This is a genomic window from Frisingicoccus caecimuris, from assembly GCF_004340975.1.
Taxonomy (GTDB): Bacteria; Bacillota; Clostridia; order Lachnospirales; family Lachnospiraceae; genus Frisingicoccus; species Frisingicoccus caecimuris.
Genome location: NZ_SLXA01000016.1, coordinates 26,737 through 48,884, shown reverse-complemented (window position 1 = coordinate 48,884; position 22,148 = coordinate 26,737). Strand labels below are relative to the sequence as shown.

22 protein-coding genes and 1 pseudogene are annotated in these 22,148 nt (G+C 43.1%); 7 read left to right on the top strand and 16 right to left on the bottom strand.

The annotated features are described in order from the left end of the window. Position 1 precedes the first annotated feature (1 nt). Both EV212_RS12165 and EV212_RS12160 read right to left on the bottom strand, forming a co-directional pair. Positions 2 to 2,764, bottom strand: a complete 2,763-nt coding sequence (locus EV212_RS12165; RefSeq protein ID WP_132093847.1) for a type I restriction endonuclease subunit R — start codon at positions 2,762 to 2,764, stop codon at positions 2 to 4. Positions 2,765 to 2,831: 67 nt separating this feature from the next. Continuing rightward, entirely contained in the window at positions 2,832 to 3,032 is a 201-nt protein-coding gene (locus EV212_RS12160; protein ID WP_132093844.1) for a helix-turn-helix domain-containing protein, read from the bottom strand. Between the two features lie 444 nt (positions 3,033 to 3,476). On the opposite strand from EV212_RS12160, the gene EV212_RS12155 reads away from it, so the two are divergent. The 4 genes and pseudogenes from EV212_RS12155 (at position 3,477) to EV212_RS12145 (ending at position 5,301) form a co-directional block, all read left to right on the top strand. Then, the gene (locus EV212_RS12155) at positions 3,477 to 3,809 is read left to right on the top strand and encodes a transposase (protein WP_132093841.1); all 333 of its coding nucleotides are present in this window, start codon (positions 3,477 to 3,479) and stop codon (positions 3,807 to 3,809) included. Next, positions 3,806 to 4,714, top strand: coding sequence for an IS3 family transposase (locus EV212_RS12150; RefSeq protein ID WP_132093838.1), 909 nt, complete (start codon positions 3,806 to 3,808; stop codon positions 4,712 to 4,714). The genes EV212_RS12155 and EV212_RS12150 overlap by 4 nt, the downstream gene beginning before the upstream one ends. 21 nt (positions 4,715 to 4,735) lie before the next feature. Then, positions 4,736 to 4,897: pseudogene (locus tag EV212_RS14075) on the top strand (hypothetical protein); the annotation flags it as partial. Between the two features lie 59 nt (positions 4,898 to 4,956). Continuing rightward, a complete protein-coding gene (locus tag EV212_RS12145; RefSeq protein ID WP_132093835.1) occupies positions 4,957 to 5,301 on the top strand; it encodes a DUF4368 domain-containing protein in 345 nt (114 codons plus the stop codon). 106 nt (positions 5,302 to 5,407) lie between these two features. Here EV212_RS12145 and yajC read toward each other — a convergent pair whose 3' ends face one another. The 3 genes from yajC to EV212_RS12130 all read right to left on the bottom strand — a co-directional run bounded on the left by yajC (position 5,408) and on the right by EV212_RS12130 (position 7,337). Next, positions 5,408 to 5,698, bottom strand: coding sequence for a preprotein translocase subunit YajC (yajC, locus tag EV212_RS12140; protein ID WP_132093832.1), 291 nt, complete (start codon positions 5,696 to 5,698; stop codon positions 5,408 to 5,410). An 18-nt stretch (positions 5,699 to 5,716) separates the two neighbouring features. Further along, a complete protein-coding gene (gene tgt / locus EV212_RS12135) occupies positions 5,717 to 6,853 on the bottom strand; it encodes a tRNA guanosine(34) transglycosylase Tgt (RefSeq protein WP_132093829.1) in 1,137 nt (378 codons plus the stop codon). A 262-nt stretch (positions 6,854 to 7,115) separates the two neighbouring features. Then, positions 7,116 to 7,337, bottom strand: coding sequence for an HPr family phosphocarrier protein (locus EV212_RS12130; protein WP_132093826.1), 222 nt, complete (start codon positions 7,335 to 7,337; stop codon positions 7,116 to 7,118). A 289-nt stretch (positions 7,338 to 7,626) separates the two neighbouring features. Here EV212_RS12130 and aroC point away from each other — a divergent pair, with 289 nt between their 5' ends. After that, entirely contained in the window at positions 7,627 to 8,730 is a 1,104-nt protein-coding gene (gene aroC, locus EV212_RS12125) for a chorismate synthase (protein WP_132093823.1), read from the top strand. 47 nt (positions 8,731 to 8,777) lie between these two features. Here aroC and EV212_RS12120 read toward each other — a convergent pair whose 3' ends face one another. The 9 genes from EV212_RS12120 to EV212_RS12080 all read right to left on the bottom strand — a co-directional run bounded on the left by EV212_RS12120 (position 8,778) and on the right by EV212_RS12080 (position 17,520). Then, the gene (locus tag EV212_RS12120) at positions 8,778 to 9,518 is read right to left on the bottom strand and encodes a M15 family metallopeptidase (RefSeq protein ID WP_207669114.1); all 741 of its coding nucleotides are present in this window, start codon (positions 9,516 to 9,518) and stop codon (positions 8,778 to 8,780) included. 86 nt (positions 9,519 to 9,604) lie between these two features. Beyond that, positions 9,605 to 10,264, bottom strand: coding sequence for a hypothetical protein (locus EV212_RS12115; RefSeq protein WP_132093820.1), 660 nt, complete (start codon positions 10,262 to 10,264; stop codon positions 9,605 to 9,607). Further along, entirely contained in the window at positions 10,245 to 11,705 is a 1,461-nt protein-coding gene (locus tag EV212_RS12110) for a sensor histidine kinase (RefSeq protein WP_132093817.1), read from the bottom strand. Before EV212_RS12110 ends, EV212_RS12115 begins: the two co-directional genes overlap by 20 nt. After that, positions 11,702 to 12,361, bottom strand: a complete 660-nt coding sequence (locus EV212_RS12105; RefSeq protein WP_132093814.1) for a response regulator transcription factor — start codon at positions 12,359 to 12,361, stop codon at positions 11,702 to 11,704. The genes EV212_RS12110 and EV212_RS12105 overlap by 4 nt, the downstream gene beginning before the upstream one ends. Positions 12,362 to 12,511: 150 nt before the next feature. Then, a complete protein-coding gene (locus EV212_RS12100; protein ID WP_132093811.1) occupies positions 12,512 to 13,555 on the bottom strand; it encodes a lactonase family protein in 1,044 nt (347 codons plus the stop codon). 13 nt (positions 13,556 to 13,568) lie between these two features. Continuing rightward, complete coding sequence (locus EV212_RS12095; RefSeq protein ID WP_132093808.1) at positions 13,569 to 14,276, bottom strand: hypothetical protein; 708 nt, start codon at positions 14,274 to 14,276, stop codon at positions 13,569 to 13,571. Continuing rightward, positions 14,273 to 15,391 (bottom strand): MurT ligase domain-containing protein, encoded by a 1,119-nt coding sequence (locus tag EV212_RS12090; protein ID WP_132093805.1) that lies wholly within the window; start codon positions 15,389 to 15,391, stop codon positions 14,273 to 14,275. The genes EV212_RS12095 and EV212_RS12090 overlap by 4 nt, the downstream gene beginning before the upstream one ends. Positions 15,392 to 15,424: 33 nt before the next feature. Beyond that, the gene (locus tag EV212_RS12085; RefSeq protein WP_243115556.1) at positions 15,425 to 16,132 is read right to left on the bottom strand and encodes a hypothetical protein; all 708 of its coding nucleotides are present in this window, start codon (positions 16,130 to 16,132) and stop codon (positions 15,425 to 15,427) included. Then, on the bottom strand, positions 16,132 to 17,520 hold the full coding sequence (locus EV212_RS12080) for a MurT ligase domain-containing protein (protein ID WP_132093799.1): 1,389 nt from the start codon (positions 17,518 to 17,520) through the stop codon (positions 16,132 to 16,134). Before EV212_RS12080 ends, EV212_RS12085 begins: the two co-directional genes overlap by 1 nt. Before the next feature lie 138 nt (positions 17,521 to 17,658). Here EV212_RS12080 and EV212_RS12075 point away from each other — a divergent pair, with 138 nt between their 5' ends. Continuing rightward, a complete protein-coding gene (locus tag EV212_RS12075) occupies positions 17,659 to 18,138 on the top strand; it encodes an S-ribosylhomocysteine lyase (RefSeq protein WP_132093796.1) in 480 nt (159 codons plus the stop codon). Between the two features lie 53 nt (positions 18,139 to 18,191). Continuing rightward, complete coding sequence (locus EV212_RS12070; protein WP_132093793.1) at positions 18,192 to 18,374, top strand: hypothetical protein; 183 nt, start codon at positions 18,192 to 18,194, stop codon at positions 18,372 to 18,374. 56 nt (positions 18,375 to 18,430) lie between these two features. On the opposite strand, the gene EV212_RS12065 is transcribed toward EV212_RS12070, so the two are convergent. Both EV212_RS12065 and EV212_RS12060 read right to left on the bottom strand, forming a co-directional pair. Beyond that, positions 18,431 to 20,263 (bottom strand): alpha-amylase family glycosyl hydrolase, encoded by a 1,833-nt coding sequence (locus EV212_RS12065; RefSeq protein ID WP_165873372.1) that lies wholly within the window; start codon positions 20,261 to 20,263, stop codon positions 18,431 to 18,433. Between the two features lie 62 nt (positions 20,264 to 20,325). Then, on the bottom strand, positions 20,326 to 22,134 hold the full coding sequence (locus EV212_RS12060; protein ID WP_132093787.1) for an ABC-F family ATP-binding cassette domain-containing protein: 1,809 nt from the start codon (positions 22,132 to 22,134) through the stop codon (positions 20,326 to 20,328). Positions 22,135 to 22,148 lie beyond the last annotated feature (14 nt).

The following is a 22,148-nucleotide window of genomic DNA, read 5'->3' as shown; positions in this document are numbered from 1 at the left end:
ATTAAGCCGCCTTTAAAATGAATTTTGATAGTTCGATCATCTCGGACGTCAAAGCCGGAGCACCGAAACTTGTAATCGCTTTTCGCCAAAGGTCTGTATCAACGGCGTTGAGTTCCACTGCGTCAATATAACCGTCGTTTATGATATAATCTGCAATCTGCCTCATAATTTCCTGTTGATCGGGAGTAAGGCTGCGCTGGTTTTGTCCGCAGTAGAGAGTAAATCTTTGGGAATAGCCTTTGAGCAAACTCCTGAGATTGTTGCTTTTCTTGTAAGCAAAGCGAATAAGCTGAATCAGATGGGTAAGCGCATTCATATTTTGCTTCTTATCCAGTTCTTCCACATTTCCGTTAACATCCAGCAATTTATAATTGCTCCATATAGTATACGGTTTAAACAAGCGATTTTCTGAAAGCAGCTTATCCTGCAATTCTACAAGCATGGAATGTGTAATAACGGTATCTTCTGAATTGTATATGATGCGCAAAGCTTCGATTTTATCAGCGTTTTCGCTCAAATATTTTTCGAAAGATTCTATGAAAGTTCTTGCTGTTTCTTTTGAAAATCCTTTGTATATGATTTTATCTTTATCCGGTGCAACTGCAAAATATCCCCTGTGCATTTCAAGAAGCTTTTTTCTTGCCTCAACATTTGAAATCAGGCAATGAATCAAACTTTTCCTTTCTGCATTGGGTGCAGAAATGCTAATGTATTCGGGGAGACTTCCGCTTGACAGCGCTTTGTTTATAGCGTTCGCCAATGTCTTCGGCGCAAAGCCAAAATTCGAAATGAAGATGTTTAAATGCCTGTCGAACAAAGGATTATCCTCATACCGATTGTTAATTGTTGCACAGTAATCTCTTAGCAATGCAAGATTATCATCATTTACTTCTCCGTGTGCAAGATGCTCGAGCAGCTGATCAAGCTTAAGAATTTTATTTCCACCGTTGCCATTTGATGTACCGGTAGGTTTTGGTATAGTTTTGTCGTGCTCAGTGACTCCGACGGCATCTATGATATAAAAACACTCCTTCGTCGTAGCGTTAGGCGTAACTTCTTTTAATTTATCATCATTGATAACACGGCAGCCTCTGCCTTTCATCTGCGTATACAGCACCTCTGATTGTACGTCATTCATAAAGAACACAACTTCCAAAGGCTTTACATCGGTTCCGGTTGCTACAAGGGTAACCGTTACCGCAATGCGAAAATCCTTTTCGGTTCTTAAACCACGAATAAGAGCGTTCGAGTCACCGGCAGAATAGGTGATTTTCTGCACAAATTTTTCGGGCACTTTGCCGTCTTCGAAATTTTCCTTAAACACTTCTTTAACCACATTTACGATTTGTGTTGCATGGTTATCGTCTTTTGCAAAAATAAGCGTTTTGGGAATATATTTCCAGTTTTCTTCTCTGTCAGGATACAAGTCGGTATATATAGAGTTCATATATGCAGCGACAACTTCTTTAATTTGACTTGGATTGATAACAGAACGGTTTAACTGTTTTGTGCTGTAATCCATTCTTTCTTCAGCCACATAAGACGGCAGTTCAACACCGCCTTTCGATATATCTCTGACAATATCCCCGGCATGAATAGTACCGCCGTGTTCCGTGACATTAGTTTTTATTCTGTAAACCCTTGCAGGAACATTGACGCCGTCAACAACAGAGTCGTCATAAGTATATTCTTCAATTCTATTTTTGTTAAAGAACGCCTCCGCTTCGGGTGTCGGTGTAGCGGTTAATCCTAAAATTTTCGCATCTTTAAAGTAGTTAAGCACAGACTGCCACTTGCCATAAATTGAACGATGGCACTCATCAATAATAATAAATTGAAAATGATCAGGCGGTAGCTTTAAATCATTGCCTAATTCAATTTCAGGTTCCTTTTTATCATCATCGGAAAAACTGAACAGTTTTTCATCTTCTTTATCTTCGTTTTCTTCCGAAATAGATTGCCCTGTTAAAACTGTAAAGAGTTTTTGAATGGTAGAAATAACAATATCCCCATTAATATCATCAACTTTTTTCAAGCGATTGATTTGATACAGTGAACTCATGGGCCGTTGCTTTTCAGTACGGTCAAAAAGACTAAATTCTGTTTCAGTCTGCCTTGCGAGATTGTTTCGGTCAACGAGAAATAATACCCGCTTTGTAGAGGTATAGTTTAGCAGGCGATAAGTCGCAAGGCAAGCCAAATATGTTTTGCCGGAACCAGTCGCAAGAACAGCAAGCGCTTTTTTCTGGCCAGCTTTAAGCATCTTTTCAAGTGCAACCTCTGCATCATACTGGCAATCACGCAATCCTCGTTTTTCAATTCTTGGCAACGCACCATATTCAGACTTTTTACCGATAATTTGCAACATTTTTTTAGGAGAATGCATTTCGGTTAACTCAACATAATCTCCATCAGGATCAGCAAGCATATTTTTAAAATATATTTTGTTTCCATTCGCAAGATAAACCAGAGGAATTTGTCCGTCAAACCATAAAGGATACCAGTTTTGTGGATTTTTAGAATAAGCTTCTGCCTGTGCTGCAACGATATCGCCCAGACTGTTTTCTTCTTTTTTTGCTTCAACAACAGCAATGGCTCTATCATCTACAAAAAGCAGATAGTCGCTTTCTTTGTTTCCCTGCATTAAAGCTTCTTTAACTGCCAATGCGTTTGATGGAATATACTCATCACGAGAAACAATATCCCATCCGGCGTTTCTCAATTGCTTATCTATTTTAACTCTTGCCTTTTCTTCGGGTGTCATAAATTGACCTCCAATACAATTTTGTTTCCGATAATAAAAAATTATCGGAAGTTAAGCGGTAAAAAATTTATTTTGTAAATTCAAGAATATCATCCACTCCGCAATTCAAAGCAACGCAAAGGCGTTCAATGCTTTCCAAAGAGATATACTGATCCCGTTTCAAACGAGTAATAATATTTGCACTGACTCCAGCTTTTTGTGCAAGCTGTGCATTCGTAATTTTCCGATCAATCAATAAGTGAAAGAGCTTATCATATTTAACAGCCACCAACTTCACCTCCGACAATAATCCAAAAATATCATATCACAAAATCGTGAATATTTCAACAAGGATTGCTGATTCTTTATGCTTGTGAATGTCCGCCAAAACCGGCGGGCAATTTTTTTGCCTTTTTTCAAAATTACCGTCCCCAAACACTTTCTCCCAGTGTGAACAGGTAGGGGAATGTTTTTAATACAAACGGTCTTTTCAAAAATTTTTCTGCTTTTTCTGAAAAACAAGTTGCGTTTTAGCACTCCAATTTCAAATAAGTGAAAGGACTTTTCAGGCAAGGAAAATAAGCCGTTCCACAACCGAACAAAAAATATTTTTCAAATTTTTGTGAAAACAGGGTGCATTTTGGCTTTCTAATTCTGGTGTGGTATAAAAAAAGTTGACAGCTTATTCTCAAGGATTTCATAATAAAACCAAGAGAATAAGGAGGTATTCAAAATGGCACGTAAATATGACCATGAATACAAAGTACAGGCAGTAAAACTTGCCAAAGAAATCGGCGGCGCTAAGGTTGCTAAAGAATTAGGAATTCCTGAAGGAACCATCCATACATGGCTGAAAGCCGTAAGAGCCGGTAAGCTAGATATTGGGGAAGGTTCCCATACCCCTGCCAATGCAATGAGCCTGTCAGAAGAGATTACCATGCTGCGTAAGCGGGTTAAGGAGCAGGATAAAGAAATCCGTCGCCTGAAGGAAGAAAACGAATTTCTGGAGGAAGCCAGCGCTTTTTTCGCCGCCAGCCGTCGGAAGTCAGCAAAAACCAGAGAGTGATATTTCTGGCTTTGAAAACAGAGGACGGCAGGATTACCGGAAAAATTTCCTTTTATTGCCGGATGCTTGATATCAGCCGGCGAGGCTTCTATAAATATCTCGCGAACAAAGACTGTCCTGTGAAGTACCAGGATCTGGCAGATGCCATGAAAGAAATCATCAGCGAGGATGAATGTAACGATACTTATGGACGGATCCGGATGTATCAGGCGCTGTTGCTGAAGCAGCCGGAGGGAGTACATATACCCAGTGAGAGGACCGTATACCGGGTTATGGATCAGATCGGCCTGAGCCATCGGCCAAAGAGAAAGCCGAATGAGCTCACAAAGGCGGACCGGGAAGCCATGAAATCGGATGATCTGTTGAAGCGGGATTTCCATTCAGATGCCCCATTAGAAAAATGTATTACAGATATCACAGAGATTCCGGCGTCCAATGAGAAACTGTATGTATCTGCAATTTTTGACTGCTTTGATCTTAACGTCCTCGGTCTGGCAATGGGAACAAATATGAAAGCAGATCTGTGTATCCAAACATTGGAAAACGCCCTGACAGCTTATCCCGCACTGGAAGATGCTGTAATCCACAGTGACCGTAGAACACAGTATACCAGTGAGTCCTACCGACAGACCATCCGGAAGCACCACATCCATCAAAGTATGAACAGTGCCGGAGGACGCTGCCATGATAATGCACGCTGTGAGAGTATGTGGGCCAGAATGAAGACGGAACTTCTCTACGACCGCTATGACACAAAGCAGATGACTGTAGAGGAATTAAAGGTACTCATTTGGAGATACTTCCTCAGCTACTGGAATAACCGAAGGATCTGCTCTGCCAATGGTGGACTTTCCCCTATGCCAAAACGCAGGCAGTATTATGAGGCTTTGGAACTGGCGGCATAGTCAGTGATATCCTTGAGGAAAATGTGTCAACTAATATTGACAATATCAGGAGCTTCGAAAGAACAAGCGCAGGCCGACGAAAACGAATCGGAAAAGTTTTTTTCCGGACCGGTATTTTGTGCTGACTGCAAATCAAAGCTGCATTTCTGCGCAGCCAAGTCGCTGAAGCGTAATCAGGAGTTTTTCCGCTGCGCCAACTACAAGGACGGCAGAGGAAGCTGTCGGATAAACGCTATTCGAGAATGGCGGCGGAGTATGAATTCGAGCAGAAGGAACTGCTGGAAAAGGTCAAAGAGGAAGAAAAGCAGTTATCCGAAATGGAGCAGAAATCGGTGGATATGCGTCTACTTTTACAGGGACTTCGGGCATTTACCGATATGAGGGAACTCACGCCGACGATCATCAACAAGCTGATCCGGCGCATTGATATACACAATCCTGAGAAGAAGCACGCACACAAGTCGGTAAAGGTCGACATCTATTCCACGGCGGTAGGGTTAGTCAGCCTGCCTGATGAGCAGGAAATCCGGAAGATGATGGAACAGATACGAAGCGCCTCGCAGCCACCAAAACAGCTCACCGCATAATAAAGAAAACGGTGTAACCCGCCACATAGCGGGTTACACCATATTCTCTACATTTTACTGCCTTATCAGCACCGGGCATTTCCCGGACAGGGTTTCTGAAAATTCTTTATTCTTCCGTGCTGTTAGCTTTTTCAATACTTACAACAGCCGTCTTTCGCATGGGAATCCGGCAGTGTCTGTCTCCGCCAAATTCTACGATCAGAATATCGCCGCTGACGTCAATGACAACGCCGAACAGGCCGCCGCTTGTCTCAATACTGTCGCCAACCTCCAGTGCATCCAGCATAGCCTGCATTTTCTTTTCCTGTTTTTTCTGTGGCCGAATGGATAAAAAGTATAATACAACTCCATAAATTACTAATAAGCCAACCACCCAAATCCAGTAGCTTCCTTGCATAAAACGTTTCCTCCTAATTTAATTTTCTTCTTTCATTTCGAAGCCTTCCAGCTTCGTTTTTTTATAAGAAGCATATCGATGTTCCTCGATCGCCTCCCGAATCTCTTCCATCATTGTATTATAAAAATACAAATTGTGCAAGACACAAAGACGCATTCCAAGCATTTCTTTCGCCTTTAAAAGATGGCGGATATACGCCCTGCTGTAATTTTTACAGGCCGGACAGCCGCATCCCTCTTCAATCGGACGCTCATCCAGTTCAAATTTTGCATTAAATAAATTCAATTTTCCATGATTCGTATAGACATGTCCATGCCTGCCATTTCTTGACGGGTATACACAGTCAAAGAAATCCACCCCTCTGTCGACAGCCTCCAGAATATTCGCCGGTGTACCAACGCCCATCAGATAGGTCGGTTTATTCTGAGGCAGATAAGGCACCGTCTCTTCAATGATATGATACATCTCCTCATGGGTTTCACCGACAGCCAGACCACCCAGTGCATAGCCATCCAGATCCAGCTCAGAAATTGCTTTCGCATGTTCAATACGAATATCCGCAAAGGTTCCGCCCTGATTGATGCCAAAGAGCATCTGGTTCGGATTGATCGTATCCGGCAGGCTGTTTAGGCGCTGCATCTCGGCTTTGCAGCGATGCAGCCATCGTGTCGTCCGGTCCACAGAATTCTGTATATAGTCTCTGGTAGCCAGGGATGACGGGCACTCGTCAAAGGCCATGGCGATCGTCGATGCCAGATTCGACTGAATCTGCATACTCTCTTCCGGTCCCATAAAAATCTTATGTCCGTCGATATGGGAATTAAAATAGACGCCCTCTTCTTTAATCTTCCTCAGACTTGTCAGAGAAAATACCTGAAAACCACCGGAATCCGTCAGGATCGGTTTGTCCCAGTTCATGAATTTGTGAAGACCGCCCAGTTTTTTTACAATCTTATCCCCCGGACGCAGATGCAGATGATAGGTGTTTGACAGCTCCACCTGGGTCTTGATCTGCTGCAGATCCGTCGTCGCCACCGCCCCTTTGATGGCCGCAGCCGTCCCAACGTTCATAAACACCGGTGTCTGAATCGTACCATGGACTGTCGTAAATTGGCCCCGCTTTGCGCTTCCATCCGTTGTCAATAATTTATACATAAAGTCCCCCTTGTCTGCTGAACACCCAAATTTTAGGATAACACTACTAGTATACCTTTATCCGGATTTTTTCGCAACTGTCAATTTTCGATTTTTTTCAATAACACGGAAAAAGAGCCGCCCTGCCGTTAACTATCCGGCAAAACAGCTCCATTTCCTCATAAATATACTGTTTAGTCTCATATATAAGTCCGCTTCGCAAGTCCGCTCTGTAAGTCTATATTTCAAGTCCGCTTCGCAAGTCAGGTATATCTAAATAATTTTAGATAGCATACTTTTCAAGCACTTCATTTAAGCCAGCATTTTCACCGTCAAAATCAACGGTAATTGGATGTCTCGGATCCAGACTGAGAATTCCTAAAACCGATTTTGCATCCAATGCGATTCGATTATAGTATACATCAATGTCAAAATCACACTTCACAGCGGCACGAACGAATTCTTTTGCTCCGTCGATGTCCTGTAATTTAATCTGGGTCTTCATAAATTACACCTCCAAACGAAATAACTCATATGGCATCGCCGAGTTACGTTTTAACTGTTTTACCACGAAATACAGAATTTGTCAAAGAGAGCTTTTTCTGGACAAATAATCCATTTTTTAGGCATAAAGTTGAAATCCCATCGTTCACACAGGCAATGTTTTTAGATGAATAATCATACACGTTGTTCTTTTTTTTATAACATCCCACAAATATCACAATATTTATTTGCATACTGCCAGTAAATTCGTTATAATGATACATAAAATAAATTCAGAGGTGAAAATCATTATGTTTGGTTCCAGTATTGGAAATATATTTAAAGTAACAACCTGGGGAGAATCTCACGGAAAAGCTGTTGGTGTCGTTGTGGACGGCTGTCCGGCCGGCCTCCCGCTGACAGAAGAAGACATTCAGATTTTTCTGAATCGACGCAAACCAGGACAATCCCCTTATTCCACCCCCCGCAGCGAAGCCGATCAGGTTGAAATATTATCCGGTGTTTTTGAAAAAAAAACGACAGGCACCCCCATCTCCATGCTGGTTTGGAATAAAACGGCCCGTTCTTCCGATTACTCGGAAATCGCCGGTTATTATCGTCCAGGACATGCCGATTACACTTTTGACGAAAAATTTGGTTTCAGAGACTACCGGGGCGGTGGACGTTCTTCAGGTCGTGAAACCATCGGCCGTGTGGCTGCAGGCGCCATTGCTTCTAAATTTTTAGACAGTCTGGGAATAAAACTTCAGGCTTATACCCACAGTATTGGCCCGATCATGATCGATGAAACAAATAAAGATTTATCAGAAATTTATAATAATCCATTAAATATGCCGGATGCGTCTGCCGCCCTCAAGGCAGAAGCTCTTCTCAGGGAAATGATGACAGCCAAAGATTCCATCGGCGGCATTGTAGACTGTGAAGTCACCGGTCTTCCTGTCGGCATCGGCGACCCAGTATTTGAAAAACTGGATGCCAACCTTGCAAAAGCCATGATGTCCATCGGCGCTGTCAAAGGTGTTGAAATCGGTGACGGCTTTCAGGCTGCCTTTGCCTATGGATCAGAAAATAATGATGCCTTTTATATGGAAAACGATTGCGTCTCAAAAAAGACAAACCACGCCGGAGGCACCCTCGGCGGTATGAGCGACGGTTCACCGCTCCGCATCCGAGTCGCCATTAAACCAACCCCTTCCATTTTCCAATCCCAGGAAACCGTTAATAAACAGGGAGAAAACATCCAGATTCAGATTAAAGGCCGCCATGACCCGGTCATTGTTCCACGTGCTGTCGTTGTTGTCGAATCCATGGCCGCTATGACAATTATGGATGGACTGCTGGCAAACATGACGTCCCGAATGGATCGGATTTTAAAATTTTACGAAACCCTCTAACTTAAAAGGCGCGTTCATCAACGGATGAACGCGCAAAACAGAATTCATTATCTGTGTGCCACATATTCTTCAAGGCATACGCCGGATTCATGGATAGCCCGGGCATGGTCCTGCCCCACATAACGGTAGTGCCATGGTTCGTAGCCGATTCCCGTAATATCCTCCTTATCCTTTGGATAACGTAGTATAAAACCATATTCATAACAATGCTCCATCAACCACTGCTGTGTCGGTGTGTTCTCCTGTGACTCTTCCAGCCTTTGATTTTCCACAGATACGATATCCAATGCAAGTCCGAGTTCATGCTCGCTGGTTCCCGGTACTGCGACCCACTGGGCCGCCTGAACTTCCGCTTCCCTTTCAGAATACCCCTGCTTCTTATAACTTTGAATTTCTTCTTCAAAAAGCCGCACCTGAGTTTCATGACTGCGCCAGGATGAGCATATATAAGGATCATACCCTTCTGCTCTGGCGGTATCCATCATTTGCTGTAAATCTTCATAGGCTCTACTGTCAATATTCTGACCGTTATTTAACTGGACCAACTCGCACTGCCATTCCGAAGGCATCGGATGTTCTGCATTGACCAGTGTCAGCAGTTCGTCCGAATCCACCCCAATATTTTCGGATATCCCACTACCCTTTTCGTCTTTCGGCCGTTTGCCTGAAACAAACACAGTTCCGCCGATCACTACCAGTATGGCTGCTCCCGCCAACACCATTCCGCTGACAAAATATCGCAGAGAATTTCTTCTCCGTCTCTTTTTATATATCCTATGTGCTCTCATTTTCTCACCATCTTTCCTTTGATGATGACAGTGTAAAATAAGAAGCCGTAAAAGCTGCCGCGAAACGCCATCAAAGTTGCATCATTCTACATCGGATATAACGCTATATATTCGGGCATTCCCGAACAATCATAAAAATATTCAAACTCTTCCTGTGATAATCCGGTATAGTCCCTAAAATTTTCAATCATCTGATCCAGTCCCGCCATATCCATATCATCTGTCATACTGTAGGAATTCCAGTAAAGATTATATTCGTAAATCTGAGACGTCTCCACATCCATCGTAACATCCATATCCACAGATGAAAAACTCAAATGCACCCACATCAAAGAAACTGACTGACTCATGTCGTTTAAATCCACATAATTCATCGGACTCCCACCTTCAAAAAAAACATCTGATACATCAAAAGGCAAAATGGCATCTTTGCTCAAAAGTTTCTCTACTTCGCGACATGCCCGCTCACCTATAATATGATCATTTTCTATCCCTGAAATTCCACCGCTCACTGTCACAACATCGGAATCGCCATTCCTTCCCCTGACAATCAGTTCCAGTTTTTCACTAACGGTTAAATCTTCAGCTGTATGATCCACCAGAACATTTTCGGGAATTTTTTCGATAACGACCTGATTTAATAAGTTTTTTTCTTTAATCTCTGCAAAGAAGAAGGGCATGACCACCAGCAGACACAAAATAAAGATTGCCATAAAAACCGGACCTTTACCTCTGATCTGTATCATCTCTGTTCACCTCCACCAAATCTACCCGTACACAGGTACCCACATCCTGTACGCTCTCGAAACTTATTTTTCCCCTGTGAACCTCCATTATCGCCGTACAGACCGCAAGCCCAAGTCCTGCACCACCCCGTCCCCGGGAGCGTGCCTTATCTACCATGTAAAATGCCTCTGTAATTTTTGAAAGTTCCCCTTCGGGAATGCCGCATCCATTATCACTTACTGAAATCTCATAACCACCTTTGATACTTTTTCCGGATAAAATAACCTGGCCGTTTTTTCCATCAATAGCTTTTCTGGCGTTGTCCAGCAGATTGATACAAACTGTCTTCATTAAATCCGGCTCAATATTGAGCTTTCCATCTTGAATCTCGCCAATAAATCGTATACCGTCGGCCTGCATCGCCGGAAAGACCGTATCATAAACCGAAGTCAGAAAATATTTCGCCGAAACTCTCCGCAGTTTAAAATCCCGTCTCTTTAACACAGTAAGCTGCATTAATTTTTCAGACATGACCTGCAACCGTTTTCCTTCCTGAACAATCTGGTTCGCCAAAAGAACCGTCTGTTCCTCCGTCATCCGCTTCGAACGAAGCATGTCCGCATAACCGATAATAGAAGTCAACGGCGTTTTCAGCTCATGGTCAAAATTCCCCACAAACATCTCCTGACGTCTTGCATAATCTTTCAGCGCTTCCATGTTTTCTGACAATCGGCCAGCCATTCGGTTAAAATCCTCCGCCAGCTGACCAATCTCGTCCCGACTATTCACCTGAACCGGTTTCATATCATCTCCCTCTGCCAGACGTCTGGTAGCCTGGGACAAAAGGTGAATCGGTCGTACCAACCAATAAGAAATGATAAAAATAACCACGCCGCCCACCAGGAACAGCAGCCCCATAATCATAGAAAAAGTCTGGATATATCCCTCCTGATTATCGAAAACCTCCGTGATATCCCTGTAATTTTCTATAAAATACTCCTGATTTAAAAGCTTCACATAACGGGCACAATGAATCAGGTAATCGTCATCGATTTTTCGAATTTCATATCCCCGCTCCTGGTTTCCTAATTTTTTGACCAGTGCTGCATCAAATCCTTTCTTTCTGCTCCCACAGATTACTTGCCCTTCTGCATCACTGAAAGAAACAGTAATAGCACTATCCGTTGTCTGAATACTCATTGCCTCTGTCAATATTTCCTCATAATTTTCCGTGCCCTCTTCCGGAATGCCCCACATAAGCGTTATATTGGACATTTCAACCGACCAGGTAATTCTCTGATTCAACGAAAAATAAAGCATATCATTTTCCTGATAAGCCGTCTCAATCTCCCGTTCTATGGCATTTTTAAAACTGGAATAAATCAACACATATCCGCTGATTCCCACAAAAAATTCTGTCACGAGAATGATGCTGAAAAATAATTTCCAAAAAAATTTCACTCATCCACCTCCAGGCGGTATCCTATCTTATAAACCGGAACGATTTTTGACTCCAGGCCAAGTTTTTTCCGCATCCGCTGAACATGCAGATCTACCGTCCGGCTTTCTCCCATATACATCTCTCCCCAGACACTTTCGTAAATTCTATCACGAAACAAAGCAATATTTTTATTTCTCAAAAACAACAGCAATATATCATATTCCTTCGCCGTCAGGCTGACCGGCTTTCCGGCCTTTTTGACCACACGTGAGAAAGTATCCACGGTCACATCATAAACCGACAACTCACGAGCCGTTTTATTGTAACGCCGCAGCACCGTTTCAATCCGCGCCAGCAGCTCGATGATCTCAAAAGGTTTTATAATATAATCTTCAGCGCCCAGTTTCAGCCCCCGAACCCGATCCATCACTTCCGATTTGGCCGTAAGAAAAATCACAGGAATATTCATCGGCCGTATGTATTCCATCAGTTCATAACCATTGATCTTTGGCAGCATGATATCCAATAATATTAAGTCAAAGATTTCACTTTCCAGTATATCTGCCGCCTGAGCACCGTCTTCTGCACATACACAGGCATAACCGGCGTCTGTAAGATTCATTCGAATCAGTTCCAAAATAGGTTTTTCATCTTCAACAACCAAAATTCGATTCACAGTTTTCGCCCCCTTCCCGACGATTTTACATCTTTTTTGCATCATACTTGCATATCCCTTGGATAGACAATCAAAAAAAGGACGCCTCAAAATAAGATATCCTCATTCTTCAGCATCCTCTAATATCCGCTCAAACCTGCGGATATACGGTTATTTCAGCTTTTTTACCGCAATACACGTCGGACAAGGCACATGAATCGGTTTGCCTTTCATATAAATATAGCCTTTTTCGTAATTAACACCAAAAATCGTGATAGAATCCGATTCCTGATTGATTGAAACAAAATGCTTGTTATCCGGAAAAAGATAAATATCCCTTGGATAAATCCCGCTAACCGGAAGAACACAGAGTTTTTCCATTTTCTTTTCCTGGTCAATCTCATAAATTGCCACACTATTGTCTCCCGAATTGGTGACAAAAAGATATTTGTCATCATCTGTAATTTTTAATGTTACCGCACAATTATCCTCTGTAAATTTCGGAGGAAGGGTAGACTGTTGATCCAATTTTTCAAATGCAGGACCTTTTCTGCCCATGAAATAAGCATATTCCGTCACCATATTGGCATTTTCATGGGTCAGATAGATATATTTTTTATCATTGGAAAATATAATATGCTTCGGTCCCGAATCAATCTCGCACCGAATAATGTCTTTTAAGGCGATCTTTCCCTGCGTCCGGTCAAATTCATATACTTTAATCTGATCCATTCCCAGGTCCACTGCAAGGATATGTTTTTCATCCGGTGTAAACAGAGCGCAGTTCACATGGCAACGATTATTTCTTGAAATGATACTCCCGGGACTTTTCATAAAGACCTCATCCGTCACCTCGCCTACGGTGCCGTCGGGATTAATCCGGGAAATCGTCAGCTTTCCGTCATAATATCCCGCACTTACCAGATATTCGTTGGCCGAATCCACCTGCAGATAACATGGGCGCAGACCCTGAACCGAGTGTCGGTTCAAATATTCGAGTCGGCCATCTGCCAAAATTTTAAAAGACGCCACGCCTTCGTCACAATTTGAGTATAAATATTCTCCATCAGCGGATAGGGTCAGAAAGGATGGATTTGTAATTTCCTCAACACCCTGCTCTTTGAAGACCGGCTCATCTCCATTAAAATCATACATATAGATGCCTTTGCTCTCCCCACGGGTATATGACCCCACGTAAGCTCTGTATTTGTCCATGCTATTCCTCCTATTACTCCATAACCGTCCTTTTATTTTCAAACTCCGTCAATCTCTGGTGATAAGCCTCTTTTATAGCGACATCATAGGCCAGCTTTGGCTTTTCCACTCCCATATGATACATCAGATACTGGGTAAAATAAGGATTCATGACCAATAATGGGCCCACCAGATAGGTACCGATAAAATTCTGACGCCGGACACCTTCATAGCCTGAGGAACGGTTGATTCCTGTCCCACGAATACCTTTGGCAAAATAACAATGTTCATTTGCTCCATAGGCCATCGATGACTGAATCTTGCACCCAACAACCTTTCTCTGATTAAATTCGCCATAATAATTCCCGGTATAATAATTATCCGATACCCGGACTGCAGAAAAATCAAAAATATTTAACCCCTCGATTCTCCGTTCTCCATCAATGATCTCCCGGAAAAACACCTCCATTGCATTGCCAGTAAAAAGAAAGCACTTCTTTTTGCGGATTAATTCTTCAATCCGGTCTTTATATGGCAAAAGCTTTTGAATCACAGCTTCCTGGTTTTTTCCGGTCATCGGTCCCATATAAATAAGATTGACGTCTTCCGTAACAAAAGCCGGCTCACTGTCTATGGACGTCTCAATAAACTCCTCATCCGGCAGACATGCCTTTAAATACATCATATTTCCGAGATCACCAAAGAGATTCCCATATTCGGGAAATAAAATTTCTATTTTCATTTTATTCCCTCCTCTTTCTTTATACGCTGCAATAAGTGTTCCTTGATCTCCTCTGCCTTTGCCCGTGTTTCCCGGGTAAATATCATATAAATGTTCTCCACTTCATCAATATCTGCCAATTTCACCACGTCCTCCGGCCGAAGTGCACAGGTCACTCGTTCCTCATGAATTCCAGCCAAAAGAAGACGCAGCCAGTAATCATAACATCGATTTCCGGCCGTCAATACCTGCCGGACACCTGTCCGATTTAATGGCGTATAATCCACTTCATAAAGCCACGCTGTATTTTCTGATGCACGCACCTGTTCTTTCTGCTTATAATCCATAAGAACAACCGCACAATCATCACTCTGTCTTCCAATCCATTCAAGTACATGGGCGCAGACAGCCGGACTCTGCTCTTCTCCACGACACATAAATACTTTTTTACTGCCGACGGTATCCACATGACGGCAGATTGTAAAAGGTTCTGCAGAGTCAAGGGCTGCAGCAATCTCCTCGTAAGTCAATCCGAGCTGATACAGCAGTTCGATCGCCAGTACCTCGTTATCTAAATCTGCCTTTGTACATCCGAGAAGCCGATAAATTTCCATTTTTTCTGCCATTTGCAGAACCAGCGTCATCTTCGCCGTATCTACCGACACAATTTTATCCTTGCCTTCATTTGATATCATCTTTATATTTTCAAAAGCAGACATATCCACGCCTTTTTCAACACCCTCCAGACTTCCCTTCTGGTCCCAGTAATTGCTGTAGGCGTTGGTATATACCAGAAGATCCGGCGCTATCTTTGAACAGATGTGTCGAATCTCTCTCTCATCCACTTCCATCAATGCGAGTCCGCATCCCGACTGGCCGGAAATACTTTTTCCAGCACGCAGAACTGACACCGGACTCTCTGTCTCATCCTCTCCGGTTATATTCCACATAAAATCCCGGCCGCTTTCTCTGAGAACATGTCCGACAAGTTTTAAGACCGTCGTTTTACCTTTGGTTCCGGTGATAAATACCAGCTTCTCCGGCCTTTGAATATGTTCAAAGGCTTCCTCTGCGGTTTTCCCGCCTTTTATCCATTTCAATATAGAATCTTTAAATCCTGATGTGTTTTTTTTCATGCCGCAGGCTCCATTCTTATCTTTACGAATTTTCTAAAATTTTACTTTCGGGTCCATAAATTCCTTCATGCGCCGCTCATAAGCTTCCATGATCACAGGCTCAAAAGCCAGCTTCGGATTCTCAACACCCATCACCTTCATGAGATGCTTCGTAAATAACGGATTGAGTACAAGAAACGGACCGACAAGATAGGTGCCGTAAAACTGATGCACATGAATACCTTCCACTTCCACTGACGGATTCATACCAGCTCCTTTGTCTACCTGAATAAAGCTGTACTTAAAATGATCACTGTAAGCCATCGAAAACTGAGTTTTAAACCCGAGAATCGGAATATCGCCAAAATGTCCGCGCACCAGTCCGTTAAAACGGTTCATCATATTCCGTTTCGCATAAAAATCAAAAATGCCCAGAGCTTTCACTTTTGTACCATCTTCATTTTCAATCCATCGTCCAAATATTTCCAATGCATTGCTTGTAATGAGAAATGGCGTATCTTTTTTTATCAATTCCACGATGCGCTCTCTGTAAGGCATTAATTTTTTTATGACCATCGCCTGAACCCGTTCGGTCATTGCCCCCATGTAAATCAAGTCAACGGATTCTCTGGCAAAAGCCGGTTCGGACATATAGTCCGTGTAGATAAACTCAGCCTCCGGCAGACACTGTTTCAAATACTTCATGTTTGAAGAGTCCGCAAACAGATTACAATATTCCGGAAAAAGAACTTCGATCTTCATTATGCTTCCTCTCCCCTTTCTTCTAATCTATTTTTCAGATCCTGATATACTTTTTTTGCATTCTCATACTGTACCGAATAAATATCATGTAAAATATATATTTTATCCACAGCAGCATAATCCACATAGGATGCCGCATCTTCCTCTTTATCACAGAGAACGATCTTTTCCTCCGGTATTCCCGCCATCAGAAGCCGCAGATGATAGTCGGCATTTCGAACGCCGGTAAGCACGATCTGTTTCACAGACGCATCATTTAAAAACTCAAAATCGATGTCAAAAATCCAGGCAATATTCTCACTGGACTCCTTTGCATCGTAACAGTCATCCATCATGCAGACGACGGCCTTCGTACCGGTTTCATGGCGGATAAAATCACAGATTCGCGAGCAGGCAATCGGATTCTGCCCCTTTGCCAGACTGATGACCAGTTCTTTTCCATGAACATTTTCGGAATAATATCTGGATTCCACAACTTTAATTATTTCAAAAGATTTCTGAATCTGTGAAACTTCCAGACCAAGCTCCGACAACAGGGCAATGGCTGCGAGCATGTTATAAATATCCGTAACATTACTGCCAATCAGTTTAAATTCACAGGTGCCGCCCGGCATCTTTATAAGGCATCTCTGGTTTTCGTAATCAATCTTTTCCACCGAATAATCCAGCTCCGGCGACCCAAAATCGCAATTCGGACAATGGGCCCGTCCGATATGATTGTATCGGATATAATCATATTTCAACAAAGCTCCACAATTGGGACAAGCCACAATATCTTTAATAATATTGTCAGAGCTACTGTGTCCGTCGGGACAATTAATTCCGAAATAACGGCGTTCATTCTCCATCGCCAGATGATTACTGATCAGATCCTCACCATTCAAAATGAGTTTGGTATGTTTTGGAATCTGGCTGTTCAGTACACCGGAAATAAACTCCGTATGAGCATTCCGTTTATAAGAATCTCTGAAAAGATTTGTACAGAGCAAATAGTCCGGCGGCATATATGGGTAGATTAACGGAGAATAACGTTCATCCACTTCCAGCACCGCCAGTTTACATCTGGATTTTCCAAAAAAACTGCTCTTTGAAAGCAGAGCGGAAACAACTCCCTCGCTGACATTGCTGCCCGAAGCATTGTTGATATAATCATATCCGTTATCTTTCAATACCTCTGCCGTCAGATTCGACACAGTGGTCTTACCATTCGTTCCAGTAATATATACAAGACGCTCCGGCTTTTCCAGATGACCAAGAAAATCCGGACAAAGCTTGTTCGCCATCCATCCCGGCAGATGGGTTGCATTTCTGCCCAAAAGCTTTAATATCTTTGTTGCAATTTTTACAATTGTAATCGTTACGTAAAAACGTACCGTATTCTTTTTCATATGCAGACTCCACTCCTTATCATTTCATCACGTTCCATTTTACACTTATGCCCTTTAAAATTCAACAATAATTGCGTTTTCTTTCTTTCTCTTATATAATATCCCTATATATTTAAGAAATAATAAAGGAGAACGTTTATGGAAAAAATAACCAGCTTTACAATTGACCATTTAAGATTACTTCCAGGTATCTATGTGTCCCGAAAAGACATGGTCGGCACAGAAACCGTGACGACCTTTGATATCCGCATGACTCGTCCCAATTATGAACCCGTCATGAATACGGCAGAAATGCACACGATCGAACATCTTGCCGCAACTTTTTTAAGAAATCATCCTCAATATGGACCGAAGACTCTTTATTTCGGACCAATGGGCTGCCGGACCGGATTCTATTTGCTTTTAAGCGGTGATTATGAATCCAAAGACATTATTCCCCTTATGAACGAAATGTTTACATTTATAAAAGATTTTAATGATGATGTGCCTGGAGCCTGCGCCAGAGACTGTGGAAACTTCCGGGATATGAATCTCCCTATGGCCAATTATCTGGCCGATAAATTTTTAAAAGAAGTTCTTGATAATATTGGCACAGACCGACTCATATACCCGGAATAAAATTCATGCCTTTGCTTCAAAATATAAATATACCGAAGCAAAGGAGGCAGCTTATGACTTTTTATGACGGCAGGAAAAAAATCCGCCACTGGTTTCCGCGGGTCAATCACATGACTGAAGATTATACCGATTATGACGACACTCCGGACACCATGATTGTCAATGATACCCATGATTTACCTTATATTGGGGATTTTCCGCCGAAGGACGACTATTCGGAACATCATTTCTATTAAAAACAGGGGGGGCAGAGACTTTTTGAAATCTCTGCCCCGATTCATGCATCTGGCCATTATTTTCGCAAATATTCTCCGCAAAGTAAAACAATACTATGACCGTCCAAAATTATCTGGCCGTCTTCTATCATTTCACCTTCCGCATTCAATTCCGACGTATCCGAAAACACCTTCCATATTCCTTTGCCCGGTAGTCGCGGCAATGAAAATATTTCCTTCGTACAATTCATATTATAAGCAAAATACCAGGCCTCACCATCACCGGCATACATACAGCCGATGCAGCGATTCCAGCCGGATTCATATATAAACCACGGAACCTTTCCATGAAAGGAAACATCCGGAAGTCCATTGGCCGATGTGTCGGTCCGGGCGAAGGGCTTTTCAGGATGAAGAATCTTTACGGTTTTACGAAGCTCCATCATTTTTACAGCAAATTCCCACAGCCATCTGTTTTTTTTCTTTAAATTCCAATTCAGCCATGAAACATCATTATCCTGACACCAGGCATTATTATTGCCCTTCTGACTGTTTCCAAACTCATCTCCGGCATAAATTAATGGTGTTCCCTGCTGGAAAATATTCAAAATCCAGGCATTCTTTAGCTGCTGCCGTCTGAGACGAACAACATCCTTTTTCCGACTGACTCCTTCCGCGCCACAATTCCAGCTGAAATTCCATGCCGACCCATCCAGATTGTTCTCACCATTATCCTCATTATGGCGGTTGTCATAGCTGACCAGGTCCATCATCGTAAATCCGTTATTATTGGTGATATACTGGATATTTCCCTGTTCTGTGGAACGATTTAAGACCTGATTCATAAACTCTGACGCCGATCCTTCATCTCCCCGGAGGAAACGCCGCATGCTGTCCTGAAAACCATTGTGATACACGGCCCGCCGCCGGCCGGCTCCATTTCTGTCAGAGGAACCATTAAAATTTTCACTCAAAATTTTTGTTTCTGCGAGTACCGAATCCGATAAAACTTCCCGAAGCTGTGTTGTGGTCTGGTTCAAATGAAAGCCATCGATATGATAATCCACAATCCACCGACGCAGACAGGCCATCTGAAAATCAGCGGTTTCCTTTCCGGTAAAAAACAGTTCCATATAGACTTCCATGCCTTCCCGATGCAAAGCCCTGACCAGCTCTTTCAAACTGTCTCCGGCCTTTTCCGGTTCGGCAGCATACTCCGGCTTCACAGCCATAAAATGTGCCGGACCATATCCCCAGTAATTCTTCCTTCCATTTTTTACAGTATCCTTCGGATTTTCCACCTCAAAATCATATACCGGCATCAGTTCCACCGCATTAATACCCAGCGTTTTCAGGTAAGGGATCTTCTCTCTCACGCCTTCGAAGGTCCCCCGATGCTTCACACCGGAAGATGTATGCTTCGTAAATCCCCGAACATGTAACTTGTATAAAATGACCTCATCAAAATCCAGTCCCGGAGAAATATCCTCTCCCCATTCAAACATCCTTTCCTTAAACAAGTAAATCTTTTCCCCGTCTACCCATCGTACAGCTTTCGCATAGGGCATGGTTACTACCTTATCATTCCATATCAGTTGATAGCCATAATTCTCTATTTCAATATTATCTATCTCTGATTCAGATACAAAAAAAATCAATGCAACGGCATATGCCTGACCAAAATGCCAACTTTTGTCTATCGGCAGTTCCGATGAAGTATGCTTCACCAGATCATACACTCTCAAAACAATATGATCTTGCCCCGGAGGGACTTTTCCCGGATTTCCCCGGTTCTGTCTCCTTTCCGGCAGTTCAAAGGCCAAATTCACCTTTATTTGGCCACTTTCTGATCCTTCCCATACAGTAACACCATATGGCCAGGGCTGTCCCTGACTCATCTGCCACTCCATCCTTCTCGCCTCCTTTGCAACTGTCTCCATTATACCATAAAAACAGACAAAACATTCCATATTTATTTCTGTGCTTCTATCTTCTCTGCCAGATCATTCAGATAGACCCACCGATCCATTTTTTCTTCCAGCTCCGCTTCGGTCCGGGTCTTTTCCTTCATCAGATCGTTGAGCTTCCCCGAGTTTGTCGCATTGGCCAGCATATCCCCATCCAGTTCGGCAATTTTTTCTTCCAGAGCTGCGATATCATCGTCAATCGTCTCATATTCCTTCTGCTCTTTGTAGGTAAATTTTAATTTGACCGGTCGGTGCTGCTTCCAGTCCTTTGCAGACTTTTTGCCTGCTTCCGTCTCTCCGGCATTTTTTCCGCCTTTGGCAGCATCTCTGCCGCTATCCGCCCTGCGCCGCTGTTTTGCTTCCAGATAATCGGTATAACCGCCCTCATACTGCTGAAGATGTCCCTGTCTGTCAAACTCAAAAATCCGGTCCACCACGTTATCAAGAAAATAACGGTCATGGGACACGGTGATCACAATGCCAGAAAAGGAATTTATGTAATCTTCCAATATAGTCAATGTGGGAATATCCACATTGTTGGAAGGTTCATCGAGAATCAGTACATTCGCTCCAAGCATTAGAACTGACAGCAGATAAAGCCGCCGTTTTTCACCACCGGAAAGCTTTGAAATCGGTGTATACTGCATGTCCGGTGTAAAAAGAAACCGTTCCAGCATCTGAGAAGCCGTAATTCGTCCTTCCTTTGTCTGAACATACTCTCCAATATCTTTAATATAATCAATCACCCGCTGATTCGAGTCCATCTCCGTTTCTTCCTGAGCCAGATATCCCATCTTAATAGTTTCACCAATCTCGATACTGCCCGAATCCGGCTTTTCCAGACCGGCGATCATTTTAATCAGGGTCGACTTGCCGCAGCCATTCGGTCCGATGATCCCAAGCCGCTGATTCCGCAGGACAATATATTCAAAATCCTGAATGAGCGGCTGACCGTCATAGCTTTTGCTGATATGATGCAGCTCGATGGTCTTCTTTCCCATCCGGGTCTCCACCGAATCCATCGCCACCGTACCGTCCTGAACCGGCGCCTTTCCATTTTTCAGAGCTTCCAGCCGCTCAAGCCGGGCCCTCTGTTTCGTCGTCCGCGCCCGACAGCCCCGTTTGGCCCACTCCAGTTCCATGCGGAGAATACTCTGACGTTTTCGTTCCGTCGCCAGCTCCATCTCCTCTCTCTCCGCTTTCAATTCCAGAAACCGGGAATAATTTGCCTCATAGCTGTACATCTTTCCATGGCTGATCTCCAAAATCCGATTGGATACCTTATCAAGAAAATACCGGTCATGGGTCACCATGACGACCGTTCCTTTATAATTTTTCAAATAATCCTCAAGCCAGGAAATCATTTCCTCATCCAGATGGTTTGTCGGCTCGTCCAGCAAGAGCACATCAAAATCTCCGGTCAACACCTTTGCCATGGCGACCCGGCGCCGCTGTCCTCCGGACAACTGATCCAGCCGGGCGTCATATTCCATAATTCCAAGCTTTGTCAGATTGCTCTGAACCTGCCAGTCCGTTTCCGAATTTCCATCCAGAGCAAAGGAAGCCACTGTGGCCTCTTCCGGGAATTCCGGATTCTGAGGCATATAGGCAATACGTAAACCGTTCTGCCGGACAATCTGTCCCAAATCCGGTTCCTCCACGTCAGCAAGCATCTTCAAAAGGGTAGATTTGCCCGTACCATTGATGCCGATAATTCCAATCTTGTCCCCTTCCTGAATACCGCAGGACACGTCGTCAAATATCACTTTATCTCCATATATTTTATGAATATGTTCAATATTCAAGATGTTCATCGAAAAAATTCCTC

Coding starts and splice junctions, on each gene's coding strand:
- EV212_RS12115 (WP_132093820.1), bottom strand. CDS start 10,264: ATGATACAGATCAGAGGTAAAGGTCCGGTTTTTATGGCAATCTTTATT.
- tgt (WP_132093829.1), bottom strand. CDS start 6,853: ATGTATAAATTATTGACAACGGATGGAAGCGCAAAGCGGGGCCAATTT.
- EV212_RS12145 (WP_132093835.1), top strand. CDS start 4,957: ATGGCGGCGGAGTATGAATTCGAGCAGAAGGAACTGCTGGAAAAGGTC.
- EV212_RS12065 (WP_165873372.1), bottom strand. CDS start 20,263: ATGGAGTGGCAGATGAGTCAGGGACAGCCCTGGCCATATGGTGTTACT.
- EV212_RS12120 (WP_207669114.1), bottom strand. CDS start 9,518: ATGAGAGCACATAGGATATATAAAAAGAGACGGAGAAGAAATTCTCTG.
- EV212_RS12100 (WP_132093811.1), bottom strand. CDS start 13,555: ATGGACAAATACAGAGCTTACGTGGGGTCATATACCCGTGGGGAGAGC.
- EV212_RS12155 (WP_132093841.1), top strand. CDS start 3,477: ATGGCACGTAAATATGACCATGAATACAAAGTACAGGCAGTAAAACTT.
- EV212_RS12165 (WP_132093847.1), bottom strand. CDS start 2,764: ATGACACCCGAAGAAAAGGCAAGAGTTAAAATAGATAAGCAATTGAGA.
- EV212_RS12075 (WP_132093796.1), top strand. CDS start 17,659: ATGGAAAAAATAACCAGCTTTACAATTGACCATTTAAGATTACTTCCA.
- EV212_RS12095 (WP_132093808.1), bottom strand. CDS start 14,276: ATGAAAATAGAAATTTTATTTCCCGAATATGGGAATCTCTTTGGTGAT.
- EV212_RS12060 (WP_132093787.1), bottom strand. CDS start 22,134: ATGAACATCTTGAATATTGAACATATTCATAAAATATATGGAGATAAA.
- EV212_RS12080 (WP_132093799.1), bottom strand. CDS start 17,520: ATGAAAAAGAATACGGTACGTTTTTACGTAACGATTACAATTGTAAAA.
- EV212_RS12085 (WP_243115556.1), bottom strand. CDS start 16,132: ATGAAGATCGAAGTTCTTTTTCCGGAATATTGTAATCTGTTTGCGGAC.
- EV212_RS12130 (WP_132093826.1), bottom strand. CDS start 7,337: ATGAAGACCCAGATTAAATTACAGGACATCGACGGAGCAAAAGAATTC.
- yajC (WP_132093832.1), bottom strand. CDS start 5,698: ATGCAAGGAAGCTACTGGATTTGGGTGGTTGGCTTATTAGTAATTTAT.
- EV212_RS12070 (WP_132093793.1), top strand. CDS start 18,192: ATGACTTTTTATGACGGCAGGAAAAAAATCCGCCACTGGTTTCCGCGG.
- aroC (WP_132093823.1), top strand. CDS start 7,627: ATGTTTGGTTCCAGTATTGGAAATATATTTAAAGTAACAACCTGGGGA.
- EV212_RS12090 (WP_132093805.1), bottom strand. CDS start 15,391: ATGAAAAAAAACACATCAGGATTTAAAGATTCTATATTGAAATGGATA.